Genomic DNA, 12,084 nt, shown 5'->3' on the forward strand with positions numbered 1-12,084 from the left:
GCGATGTGGGCGTGGATCGGCATGCACGCCGCGCTGGCCGCGGCCGGCACTTGGCTCGCGCGCGCGTACGCGTTGCGCAGCCGCCTGATCGATCAACCGGGCGAACGCCGCAGCCATAGCGTGGCGACGCCGCGCGGCGGCGGCATCGCCATCGTGATCGCGTTGCTGGTGGCGACCTTGTCGCTGGCGCTGAAGTTTCCCGCCTACGCCGGGCTGGCGTCGGCGTTCGGGATCGGTTTGCTGCTGGTCGCGGCGATCGGCTGGGTCGACGACCACCGCCCGCTGTCGCCGTGGCTGCGGCTGGCCGTGCACGTGCTGGCCGCGGCGGTGCTGGCGGCGGGGATCTGGCTGCTGCGCGGCGAGGCCTGGGTGGCCCTGGCCGCGTTCGTGTTCGCGGTCGGGCTGACCAACGTGTGGAACTTCATGGACGGGATCAACGGACTGGCTGCCTCGCAGGCCGCGCTGGTCGCGCTGGCCCTGGCCGGATTCGGCGGTCCGGTCTGGAGTTGGCTGGCCCTGGCCCTGCTCGCGGCCTGCGTGGGTTTCCTGCCGTTCAACTTTCCGCGCGCGCGGATCTTCATGGGCGACGTCGGCAGCGGCGCGATCGGTTACGCCGTCGCCGGCCTCGGCGCCCTGGCCGCGACCGGCCTGGACGCATGGCACGCCGCGCTGATGCTGATCCCGCTGGCCGCATTCATGGTCGACTCCAGCCTCACTTTGCTGCGCCGCGTGCGCCGCGGCGAACGCTGGTGGACCCCGCACACCCAGCACGCCTATCAGGTCTGGGCGCGCCGCGCGGGGCATGTCCGCGTCACCCTCGCTTATGCGATTTTCACGTTGCTGTCTTTAGTCTCGCTGCACCTTGTGACCGAAGTCCGGATCGGTTTCATGCTGTGTATGGGAGGCGGATGGTATATATCCGCCGCTTTTTTTTGGTGGCTGATCCAGCGGACCGAACGGTCCGCAACGTAGGGCGGCCGGACTCCATCGACCGAACCGCCCGAACCGCGGATTCACAAGCGAGGCAGGAATGAGCTCATTGCGCGATCGACTCAAGAGCGGCCTGCCGCGGCTGGCCGTGGTCGCGCACGATCTCGCGATGGTCTGGCTGGTCTGGCAGGCGCTGCACAAGCTGCGCTTCGGCGTGATCGCGCAGCCGCCGCCGCTGCCGCTGTGGTCGACCGAGATCGCCCTGGTGCTGGCCGCGCAAGGTCTGGTGTTCTGGCAGGTCGGCCTGTACCGCGGGCTGTGGCGCTTCGCCGGCGTACCCGATCTTTGGAACATCTTCAAAGCCTGCATGCTCGGCCTGTTCGCCATCGTGCTCGGGCTGTTCCTCTACAACCGCGTCGACCAAGTGCCGCGCACCGTGCTGGTGCTGTACCCGCTGGTGCTGATGGGCATGCTCGGCGCGCCGCGCCTGCTGTACCGGGCCTGGAAGGACAGCCGCATCGACAGCGCCAACGCGGTCTCGGTGCGGATCCTCATCCTCGGCGCCGGCCGCGCCGGCGAGGCGCTGGTGCGCGACCTGCGCCGCTTCGGCACCTATCACCCGATCGGCTTCCTCGACGACGCCGCGCGCCTGCGCGGCAGCAAGGTCCAGGGCGTGCCGGTGCTGGGCAAGGTCGACGACGTCGCCGACATCGCCCGCGAGACCGCGGCCAAGCTGCTGGTCATCGCCATGCCCTCGGCCGACGCCAACGCGATGCAGCGCATCGTCATGGCCTGCGAGCGCACCGGCCTGCCGTTCCGCATGGTCCCGCGCCTGCAGGACGTGCTGGAAGGCCGTTCGTTGCCGGGCGAACTCAAGGAAGTCGCGATCGAAGACCTGCTCGGCCGCAAGCCGGTGCTGCCGGACTGGAAGGCGATCCGCGGCTGGCTCGGCGGGCGCTCGGTGCTGGTCACCGGCGCCGGCGGCTCGATCGGTTCGGAGCTGGTGCGCCAGTGCGCGCGCCACGGCGCCAGCCGCATCGCCCTGATCGAAATCGACGAACTCGCCCTGGTCACCAGCGAGACCGCGCTGCGCCGCGATTTCCCCGACGTCGAATTCATCCCGATCCTGGGCGACTGCGGCGACCGCGCGGTGATCGAATACGCGCTCAAGCTGGCCGAGCCCGACGCCGCCTTCCACGCCGCCGCTTACAAGCAGGTGCCGCTGCTGGAAGCGCAGCTGCGCGAAGCGGTGCGCAACAACGTGCTGGCGACCGAAACCGTGGCCCGCGCCTGCCGCGCGGCCGGGGTCGGCACCTTCGTGCTGATCTCCACCGACAAGGCGGTCGACCCGGTCAACGTGCTCGGCGCGACCAAGCGCCTGGCCGAGATGACCTGCCAGGCCCTGGCCGACCAGCGCAAGACCCGATTCGTCACCGTGCGCTTCGGCAACGTGCTCGATTCGGCCGGCAGCGTGGTGCCGCTGTTCCGCGAGCAGATCCGCGCCGGCGGCCCGGTCACCGTGACCGACCCGGAAGTGACCCGCTTCTTCATGACCATCCCGGAAGCCTGCCAGCTGATCCTGCAGGCCTCGGCGATCGGCACCCACGAGGCGATCTACACCCTCGACATGGGCGAGCCGGTGCCGATCCGCCTGCTGGCCGAGCAGATGATCCGTCTGGCCGGCAAGCAGCCGGGGCGCGACGTGGCCATCGTCTACACCGGCCTGCGTCCGGGCGAGAAGCTGCACGAGACCTTGTTCCACGCCGACGAGCGCTACCGCCCGACGGTGCACCCCAAGATCCTGCAGGCCGAGCCGCGCGAGGTGACGATGAGCGCGCTGGAGCACTCGCTGGTGCAGCTGCGCGAGGCGTCGATCCGCTACGACCGCGACGCCCTGGGCGCGTTGCTGCGCGTCGCGGTTCCGGAGTTCCAGCCCATCGGCGAACACCCGGATTACAAGGAATCGGCTACCGTGGTGGCCTTTCCCGCCCGTAACGCCAGGAAGATTTAATGGCTGCACGCATCCGCAAGGCCGTATTCCCCGTCGCCGGCCTCGGCACCCGATTCCTCCCCGCGACCAAGACCGTTCCGAAGGAAATGCTGCCGATCGTGGATCGGCCGCTGATCCAGTACGCGGTGGACGAGGCCGTCGAGGCCGGTTGCGACACCTTGGTGTTCATCACCAACCGCTACAAGCACGCGGTCGCCGATTACTTCGACAAGGCCTACGAGCTCGAACACAAGCTCGAGCGCTCGGGCAAGACCGAGCAGTTGGAGCTGATCCGCGACGTGTTGCCGCGCGGCGTGCGCGCGGTGTTCGTGACCCAGGCCGAAGCGCTGGGCCTGGGCCATGCGGTGCTGTGCGCCAAGGACGTGATCGGCAACGAACCCTTCGCCGTGCTGCTGCCGGACGATCTGATCTGGAACCGCGGCGGCGCGGGCGCGCTCAAGCAGATGGCCGACGCCTCCGAGGCCAGCGGCGCCAGCACCATCGCCGTGCAGGACGTGCCGCGCGAGCAGACCGGCAGCTACGGCATCGTCGCCACCTCGAACTTCGACGCGCGCCAGGGCCGCATCACCGCCATCGTCGAAAAGCCCAAGCCCGAGGTCGCGCCGAGCAATCTGGCCGTGGTCGGCCGCTACGTGCTCAACCCGCGCATCTTCGAGCTACTGGAAAGCACCACGCCGGGCGCCGGCGGCGAGATCCAGCTGACCGACGCGATCGCCACGCTGCTGCAGCAGGAGACCGTCAACGCCTACCGCTTCCAGGGCACGCGTTTCGACTGCGGCACCCACATCGGGCTGATCGAGGCGACGATTCGCTACGCGCTCGATCACGAGAAGCTCAGCGACTCGGCGCGGCAGATGATGCAGAACGCGCTCAACGAGCTTGGCGTCGAAGACCTCGCCTGAGGTTTTGCCGGCGCAAGACAACGAAGGCCGCCGTCCGCGAGGATCGGCGGCCTTTTCGTTTGCGGCGGGCGCACCCGCAAGGCGCGAGTTGGCGCGGGGCCGGTGAAGGTTTCGGCGTAGTCGTCAGGTCGCGGTCGCGGCTCGCGCCGCTCCTACAGTCGCAAACGGAACCGGCCGCAGCCCCTGTAGGAGCGGCGCGAGCCGCGACCGCGCCAATCGGGCGCGGCAGGAAGCGGCGATACGAGCGACGACCGCCAGAGCGCCACTAACCCGCGCGCCAGGGCAGGGCGCTTACGCCAACCACCACCCCACCGCCAGCGCCGCCGCGATGCACGCCAGTGCCGCATGCTGGGCGTACCGGCCCAACCGCGCGGTGCGCCGCGCCCAGGCGTCGGCGGCGGCGTCGCGCAGCACGCGCACGTCGCGGTAGGTCTTCCAGTCGCGCGGCGGGAAGCGCCGTTGCTCGGCGGCGGCGCGGCCGAGCGCGCGCAGGCCGCGGCCCCACAGCCACAGCGGCGCTACCGGCGCCAGCGCGAGGCCGGCCAGGGCGCGTCGCAGCCAGCGCCGCGCTTCGAGCGGATCGGCGCCGGCGATATGGTTCTGCACGCCCTGCAGCCAGCCGTGCAGTTGCCACAGCCCGAGCGCGCAGCCGGCGGCGATCGCCAGCAGCAGCCACAGGCTGCGTCTGCGGTAGGCTAGGTCGGCGCGGTGGATTTCCATCGTCTGCATCGAATTCGTCCGGCGGTCGGGCGGCGGCGCGCTTGCGCGAGGGCCGCGCCGGATCGTCCCGTCCGCGTCCTGAGCCGCCATCAAAGCGCCGTCGTCCGCCCATGTCCATACTCGCCGACCACTACTACCGCGCCAGCCTCGCCAGCGACCGCGACTGGCCGGCGCTGGAACAGCCGACGCGGGCGCGGGTGTGCGTGATCGGCGGCGGTTTCGCCGGGCTCAACACGGCGCTGGGACTGGCCGAGCGCGGCGTCGGCGAGGTCGTGCTGCTGGAGGCCGAACGGGTCGGCTACGGCGCCTCCGGCCGCAACGGCGGCTTCGTGTTCGGCGGCTTCTCGCGCGGCGAGGACGCGCTGCTGCGCGAGCTCGGGCCGGCGCGGGCCCGGGCCCTGTACCAGGGCACGCTCGACGCGGTCGAACTGATCCGCGCGCGCATCCGCCGCTACGGCATCGACTGCGACGCCACCGAGGCCGGGGTGATCTGGGCCAACTGGTTCGCCGATCCCGAAGTGCTGCGCGCGCGCCAGCGCCTGCTCGCCGAACACTTCGGCGTGGAGTGGCAATGGTGGCCGCGCGAACGCCTGCGCGAACGCGTGCGCAGCCATCGCTACCACGACGCTTTGTTCGAGCCGCAGGCCTTCCATTTCCATCCGCTCAAATACGCCCAGGGCATCGCCGCGCAGGCGCAGGTGCTGGGCGTGCGCGTGCACGAAGGCTCGCCCGCGCTGGCGCTGGAGCGCGACGGCGAAGGCTGGCGGGTGCGTACCGAGCGCGGCGAAGTGCGCGCCGAACAAGTGGTGCTGGCCTGCGGCGGTTATCTGGCCGGACTGCGGCGCGAAGTCGATGCGGCGGTGATGCCGATCGCGACGTATGTGATGGTCACCCAGCCGCTCGGCGAACTGCTCGACGGCGCGCTGCAAACCCGCGCGGCGGTCTACGACAGCCGTTTCGCCTTCGACTACTATCGGCCGCTGCGCGACGGGCGTTTGCTGTGGGGCGGGCGCATCTCGGTGCGCGACCGCTCGCCGCGGCAGGTGCAGCAGCTGCTGTATCGCGATGTGCTGCGGGTATTCCCGCAGCTGTCGGGCGTGCGCATCGACTACGCGTGGTCGGGACTGATGAGCTACGCCCGCCACCAGATGCCGCAGATCGGCCGCATCGACGACGGCCTGTGGTTGGCGCAAGCCTTCGGCGGCCACGGCGTGGCGCCGACCACGTTCGCCGGCGAGCTGTTGGCCGCGGCCATCGCCGACGGCGACGAGCGCTGGCGCGAGCTGTCCGGCTACGGCCTGGTGTCGGCGTTCAAGCCCGCGGGCCTGGCGGCGGCGCAAGCGAGCTACGCCTGGGCGCAGTTCAAGGATTGGTTCAAGGACAAGAGCGAGAGACGCGATCGATGAGCGAGAACGAACACGGTGCCTCCCCGGCGCACGAGCCGATCACCTGGGGCGATTTCGAGAAGGTGGTGATCTGCGCCGGCACGGTGACCCAGGTCGAGGAGTTTCCGCAGGCGCGCAAGCCGGCGTGGAAGCTGTGGGTGGACTTCGGGCCGTACGGGCTGCGCAAGACCAGCGCGCAGATCCGCGATCTGTATTCGGCGCAGGAACTGGTCGGGCGGCAGATCGTCGGGGTGATCAATTTTCCGCCGAAGCAGATCGGGCCGTTCGTGTCGGAGTTTCTGCTGACCGGGTTTCCGACAGAAGAGGGCGTGGTGGTTACCGCGGTGGAGCGGCCGGTGCCCAACGGGACGCGGTTGGCGTGAGGCGGGTGGGGCGGCCGTGAGGTTGCGGGCGCCTCGGTTCGAGCGGCGACGGGCATCGGTAATTGCGACGCAGGCGTGGTTTCGCGGTCGCGGCTCGCGCCGCTCCTGCAGGGCGAGCCCGTTGCTGCGATACCGACGGTAGGCGCGGCGCGAGCCGCGACCGCGAAGCCACAACCACGCCGCATCTTCATTAAGTAAATTTAATCCCCCAAACACACCCCGACGCACACAGCGGCGCTAGCATCCCCCTGCGATCCACATTCCGGTCGCCTTCTTGGGAGTCTCGCCATGCGCCGCACGCTCGCCGTTTCGCTCGCTTCCGTCCTGCTGTCCCTGAGCCTGGGCGCGATCGCCGCGCCGCAGCCCGCGCCCGCCGCGCAGCCGACCCCGGCCGCCAAGCCCGCTGCGACCATGCCCGCCGCCAAGCCGGCCGCGACCCCCGCGCCCGCCGCCGCCGCGGCTCCGGCCAAGGCCGCCCCGGCCAAAGCCGCGACCGAGCGCTGCCGCGACCCGAAGGGCAAGTTCATCGCCTGCGCGACCAAGAAGGCCGAGACCAAGCACTGCCGCGACGCCAAGGGCAAGTTCACCGCCTGTCCGAAGTAAGCCTCGCCCGCGCGCGGCCGCCGCGAGCCGGCGGCCGCGCAGGCTTCGACGCGCTCCCGTTTCGTCGTTCGCGCGCGCCTGTCTTGTGGGTGGCGTCGCGCGACCCCGGTGCATGGCTTAGCCGGCGCCGGGTTTTTTGTTTTTCCGAATCGTCGGTGGCTTCCTGTAGGAGCGACGCGAGTCGCGACCGCGCCAACGCAACGACGACGGAAGCCGCGAGCAGCACAAAAGCCCCCGATCATTGCCGCGACGCAGGCGTCGGAATCGTTCGTCGTGGTTGCGTTGGCGCAGTCGCGGCTCGCGCCGCTCCTGCAGGGGGCAATTGAAACAACAAAAAACCCCGGGAAATCCCGGGGTTTTTCGTGTCGCGAAACCGCTTGCGTTACAGCGCTTCGAAAATCCCCGCCGCGCCCATGCCGGTGCCGATGCACATCGTCACCATGCCGTACTTCTGCTTGCGGCGCTGCAGGCCGTGCACGATGGTCGCGGTGCGGATCGCGCCGGTGGCGCCGAGCGGGTGGCCGAGCGCGATCGCGCCGCCGAGCGGGTTGACCTTGGACGGGTCGAGCTGGCTGTCGCGGATCACCGCCAGCGCCTGCGCGGCGAAGGCTTCGTTGAGCTCGATCCAGTCCAGCTGGTCCTTGGTCAGGCCGGCCTGCTTGAGCGCCTTCGGGATCGCGGCGATCGGGCCGATGCCCATCACTTCCGGGCGCACGCCGGCGACCGAGAAGCTGACGAAGCGCGCCAGCGGGGTCAGGCCGTAATCCTTCACCGCCTGGCCCGAGGCCAGGAGGATCGCGGCGGCGCCGTCGCTCATCTGCGAGCTGTTGCCGGCGGTGACGGTGCCGCCGAACTGGCCGTTGCGGAACACCGGCTTGAGCTTGGCGAGGCCTTCGGCCGAGGTGTCGGCGCGCGGGCCTTCGTCGTTTTCGACCAGCAACTGGCGCAGCTTGATCGCGTTCGACGACAGATCCGGCACGTGCGAAATCACTTCGTACGGGCTGATTTCGCGCTTGAACTCGCCGGCGGCCTGCGCGGCCAGCGCCTTGAGGTGCGAGGCCGCGGCGAACGCGTCCTGCTCCTCGCGCGAGACCTTCCATTCCTCGGCGACCTTCTCGGCGGTAATGCCCATGCCGTAGGCGATGGCGACATGGTCGTCCTTGAACACCGACGGCGACAGCGCGACCTTGTTGCCCATCATCGGCACCATCGACATCGACTCGGTGCCGCCGGCCAAAACCAGATCGGCGTTGCCCAGGCGGATTTCGTTGGCCGCCAGCGCCACGGCCTGCAGGCCGGAGGAGCAGAAGCGGTTGATGGTCTGCGCGGCGACGGTGTCGGGCAGGCCGGCCAGCAGCACGCCGATGCGCGCCACGTTCATGCCTTGCTCGCCCTCGGGCATGGCGCAGCCGATGATCGCGTCGTCGATGCGGCTCAGATCGATGCCCGGCGCCTGCGCGACCACGGCCTTGAGCACGTGGGCGAGCATGTCGTCGGGACGGGTGTTGCGGAACACGCCGCGCGGAGCCTTGCCGACCGGGGTGCGGGTGGCGGCGACGATGTAGGCGTCTTGGACTTGTTTCGTCATGGTCGTTGTCTCGCTGGTTGGAGCGGGGAACGGGGAATGAGGGGACTAAGGGAATGGCGGGGGCGCGAGGTTGGGTCGCTGCCGGTCGTTGCCGTTTCCTTTCTCGCTTCCGGTTCTACCGCTCGAATACTTGGGGGCTCGCAGATTCAGGGCAGAGGAGGGCGCATCCATTCCCCGCTCCCCTGTTTCCCTTCATTCCCTGCTCAATTGCGCAACGGCTTGCCGGTCTTGAGCATGTGCGCGATCCGCTCCTGCGTCTTGGGCATCTGCGCCAAGGCGACGAAGTGCTCGCGCTCGAGCTTGAGCAGCCATTCCTCGTCGACCAGCGCGCCGCGGTCGACTTCGCCGCCGCAGATCACGGTGGCGATGCGGGTGGCGATTTCGTAGTCGTGCGGGGAGATGAAGCGGCCTTCCAGCATGTTCACCAGCAGCATCTTGAAGGTGGCGATGCCGACGTCGCCGGCGGCCTGGATGCGGCGCGCCGGCAGCGGCGGACGGTAGCCGGCCTCGGCCAGGCCGCGCGCCTGCGCCTTGGCCGCGTGCAGCAGTTCGAAGCCGTTGAACACCACCACATCGTCGGCGCGGGCGAGCTTGAGCTCGCGCGCTTCGAACGCGGACGTGGACACCTTGCCCATCGCCACGCTCTCGAACGCGGTCTTCAGGTGCGCGAACACGTCGCCGCCCGGACCGGCCGCGTCGGAGGCGCGCACCGCCAGTTCCTTGAGGCCGCCGCCGGCCGGCAGCAGGCCGACGCCGGCTTCGACCAGACCGACGTAGCTTTCCAGCGAGAACACCGCGCGCGCCGAATGCATCTGGAACTCGCAGCCGCCGCCCAGGGCGAGGCCGCGCACCGCCGCGACCACCGGCACCAGCGAGTACTTGATGCGCTGGCTGGTGGCCTGGAAGTTGGCGACCATCGCCTCGAAGCCCTGGATGTCGCCGGCCTGCAGCAGGCCGAGCGCGCCGGACAAGTCGGCGCCGGCCGAGAACGGCTCCTTCGGCTGCCAGATCACCACGCCCTTGAACTTCTTCTCGGCGATGCCGATGGCTTCTTGAATGCCGTTGAGCACGTGGTCGTTGACCGTGTGCATCTTGGTCTTGAAGCTGATCACCGCGATGTCGTCGCCTTCATCGGCCCACAAGCGGATGCCGTCGTTCTCGAACACGGTCTGGCCCTGCGAGAACTTCTCGCCGAGCAGCGCGTCGGGGAAGCGCTGGCGCGCGTAGACCGGGTTGGACGAACGCGGCACTTGGGCGTTGCGGCCCGGGCTGTAGCTGCCCTTGCCGTCGTGCACGCCGTCGCGGCCGTCGAACACCCAGTTCGGCAGCGGCGCGCTGGCCATGGCCTTGCCGGCGACGATGTCCTCGGCGATCCAGTCGGCGACCTGCTTCCAGCCCGCGGCCTGCCAGGTTTCGAACGGGCCGAGCGACCAGCCGTAGCCCCAGCGCATGGCGAAGTCGACGTCGCGCGCGGTGTCGGCGATGGATTCCAGGTGGAACGCGCTGTAGTGGAAGGTGTCGCGGAACGCCGCCCACAGGAACTGCGCCTGCGGGTTGGCGCTGGCGCGCAGCGCGGCGAACTTCTTGGCCGGGTCCTTTTCCTTCAGCATCGCCGCGACCTCGGCGTCGAGCTCGCCGGCGGAGACGCGGTAATCCTGCGCCTTCAGGTCCAGCACCAGGATGTCCTTGCCCTTCTTGGTGTAGAAGCCGGCGCCGGCCTTCTGGCCCAGCGCGCCCTTCTCGACCAGCGCGCTCAGCCACTTCGGCGCCTTGAAGTACGGGTGCCACGGGTCTTCGGGCAGGGTGTCGGCCATGGTCTTGATGACGTGGGCCATGGTGTCCAGGCCGACCACGTCCGCGGTGCGGTAGGTCGCCGACTTCGGCCGGCCGATCGCCGGGCCGGTCAGCGCGTCGACGGTGTCGAAGCCCAGGCCGAACTGCTCGGTGTGGTGCATCGCGGCCAGCATCGAGAACACGCCGATGCGGTTGCCGATGAAGTTCGGGGTGTCCTTGGCGATCACCACGCCCTTGCCCAGGGTCGTGGTCAGGAAGGTTTCCAGGCCTTCCAGCACTGCCGCGTCGGTGGTCTTGGCCGGGATCAGCTCGGCCAGATGCATGTAGCGCGGCGGGTTGAAGAAGTGCACGCCGAGGAAGCGGTGGCGCAGCTGCTCCGGCAGCACTTCGGCGAGCTTGTTGATGCCCAGGCCGGAGGTGTTGGAGGCCAGCACCGCGTGCTCGGGCACGTAGTCGGCGATCTTCTTGTACAGGTCCTGCTTCCAGTCCATGCGTTCGGCGATGGCTTCGATCACCAGATCGCAACCGCGCAGCTGCTCCAGGCCGGTGTCGTAGTTGGCCGCGGTCAGGCGCTCGGCCAGCGACTTGCTCGCCAGCGGCGCCGGGCTGAGCTTGGTCAGGTTGGCGATGGCCTTGTCGACGATGCCGTTCGGCGCGCCCTCTTTGGCGGCCAGATCGAACAGCACCGTGTCGACGCCGGCATTGGTCAGGTGCGCGGCGATCTGGGCGCCCATGACGCCGGCCCCGAGGACCGCGGCGCGACGGACTAGCAATTGGTTGGACATCGTCTACAACTCCTTGGAAGGAATAGAGTTTTATCGAAGCAGGCCGCGGTGGGCGGCGGCCTGGAAAGCGAAGCGTGCGTGGCGGGGGAGTTCAGCGGCGGGACGTACGGGACCGGGCGCGAGGCTCCGGCGGCGCGGCCCCCGCCGGGGCCGGCGCCCGCGCCGCTCAGCTCTTGAAGCCGGCGGCGGCGAATCGGATCAGTTCGCGCGCGGCGCGTTCACGGTGCGCCTGCTCGGTGACACCGGCGGGACGCTTGATCAGGCCGAAGTCGGCCATGGCGTAGGTCAGCGAGCCGGCGAGGAAGTCCAGGCGCCAGTACAGCTCCTCCTTGCTCAGCCCCGGCACCGCGGTGGCGATGGCCTTGGCGAACTCGCGCAGGACGTGGCCGTAGTGGTCGGACAGGAACTTGCGCAGGCTGTCGTTCTTCTCGGCGTAGGCGCGGGCGATCACGCGCACGAAGGCGCCGCCGCCGTTGCGGTCCTGGGCCAGGGCCAGGGCGGGTTCGACGAAGGCGGCCAGGATCGGCTCCAGCTCGCCCGGATGCTCGGCGAGCGCGGCCTTGAGCGCGCTCATGCGCTGGGTCGTCATCTCGTCCATGCGCCGGCGGAACACCTCGTTGACCAGGTTTTCCTTGCTGCCGAAGTGATAGTTGACCGCGGCGATGTTGACGTCGGCGCGGCTGGTGACCTGGCGCAGCGAAGTGCCGGTGAAGCCGAACTGGGCGAACAGTTCCTCGGCGGCGCCGAGGATCCGGTCCTTGGTCGAAAAATGGGCGGTGCTGGACATGCGGGCGGGCGACTCCGGGACGCGGCCTGAGCGGGTGGAAAGGCAGGCATGAATCAAACGCTTGTTTGATGCTAGTCCCGAGCGCGGCTCCGGGTCAATCCGGTGGCGTATGTCGGCCCGCCGACGGCGGCGAACGGCAAAGCCGGGGAGGGCGGGAAACCTCCCGTTCGCGCGTCGTCCCCTCTCCCGAATCGCC

At 69.6% G+C, this 12,084-nt stretch carries 10 protein-coding genes; 6 read left to right on the forward strand and 4 right to left on the reverse strand.

What is annotated here, in order from left to right:
• Positions 1-3: 3 nt before the first annotated feature.
• Genes J5226_RS15310 through galU form a run of 3 tightly spaced genes read left to right on the forward strand, consistent with a single transcriptional unit; the run spans position 4 to position 3,843 of the window.
• Positions 4-972 (forward strand): lipopolysaccharide biosynthesis protein, encoded by a 969-nt coding sequence (locus tag J5226_RS15310; protein ID WP_215835317.1) that lies wholly within the window; start codon positions 4-6, stop codon positions 970-972.
• Between the two features lie 58 nt (positions 973-1,030).
• Entirely contained in the window at positions 1,031-2,941 is a 1,911-nt protein-coding gene (locus J5226_RS15315; RefSeq protein WP_215835318.1) for a nucleoside-diphosphate sugar epimerase/dehydratase, read from the forward strand.
• Positions 2,941-3,843 (forward strand): UTP--glucose-1-phosphate uridylyltransferase GalU, encoded by a 903-nt coding sequence (galU, locus tag J5226_RS15320; protein ID WP_215835319.1) that lies wholly within the window; start codon positions 2,941-2,943, stop codon positions 3,841-3,843. Before J5226_RS15315 ends, galU begins: the two co-directional genes overlap by 1 nt.
• Before the next feature lie 291 nt (positions 3,844-4,134).
• Here galU and J5226_RS15325 read toward each other — a convergent pair whose 3' ends face one another.
• The gene (locus J5226_RS15325) at positions 4,135-4,572 is read right to left on the reverse strand and encodes a hypothetical protein (protein WP_215835320.1); all 438 of its coding nucleotides are present in this window, start codon (positions 4,570-4,572) and stop codon (positions 4,135-4,137) included.
• Between the two features lie 101 nt (positions 4,573-4,673).
• Here J5226_RS15325 and J5226_RS15330 point away from each other — a divergent pair, with 101 nt between their 5' ends.
• The 3 genes from J5226_RS15330 (at position 4,674) to J5226_RS15340 (ending at position 6,934) form a co-directional block, all read left to right on the forward strand.
• Complete coding sequence (locus tag J5226_RS15330) at positions 4,674-5,969, forward strand: FAD-binding oxidoreductase (RefSeq protein WP_215835321.1); 1,296 nt, start codon at positions 4,674-4,676, stop codon at positions 5,967-5,969.
• Complete coding sequence (locus J5226_RS15335; protein WP_215835322.1) at positions 5,966-6,331, forward strand: tRNA-binding protein; 366 nt, start codon at positions 5,966-5,968, stop codon at positions 6,329-6,331. The genes J5226_RS15330 and J5226_RS15335 overlap by 4 nt, the downstream gene beginning before the upstream one ends.
• 288 nt (positions 6,332-6,619) lie before the next feature.
• Positions 6,620-6,934, forward strand: coding sequence for a hypothetical protein (locus J5226_RS15340; RefSeq protein ID WP_215835323.1), 315 nt, complete (start codon positions 6,620-6,622; stop codon positions 6,932-6,934).
• A gap of 382 nt (positions 6,935-7,316) precedes the next feature.
• Here J5226_RS15340 and J5226_RS15345 read toward each other — a convergent pair whose 3' ends face one another.
• The 3 genes from J5226_RS15345 to J5226_RS15355 all read right to left on the reverse strand — a co-directional run bounded on the left by J5226_RS15345 (position 7,317) and on the right by J5226_RS15355 (position 11,888).
• Positions 7,317-8,522 carry an acetyl-CoA C-acyltransferase gene (locus tag J5226_RS15345; protein ID WP_215835324.1) on the reverse strand — a complete coding sequence of 402 codons (1,206 nt, stop codon included), beginning with the start codon at positions 8,520-8,522 and terminating at the stop codon, positions 7,317-7,319.
• A 203-nt stretch (positions 8,523-8,725) separates the two neighbouring features.
• Positions 8,726-11,101, reverse strand: a complete 2,376-nt coding sequence (locus J5226_RS15350; RefSeq protein WP_215835325.1) for a 3-hydroxyacyl-CoA dehydrogenase/enoyl-CoA hydratase family protein — start codon at positions 11,099-11,101, stop codon at positions 8,726-8,728.
• Positions 11,102-11,267: 166 nt separating this feature from the next.
• A complete protein-coding gene (locus tag J5226_RS15355) occupies positions 11,268-11,888 on the reverse strand; it encodes a TetR family transcriptional regulator (protein ID WP_074869381.1) in 621 nt (206 codons plus the stop codon).
• Positions 11,889-12,084: the final 196 nt, after the last annotated feature.

Origin of the sequence: Lysobacter sp. K5869 (assembly GCF_018847975.1) — a bacterium.
Lineage (GTDB): Bacteria > Pseudomonadota > Gammaproteobacteria > Xanthomonadales > Xanthomonadaceae > Lysobacter.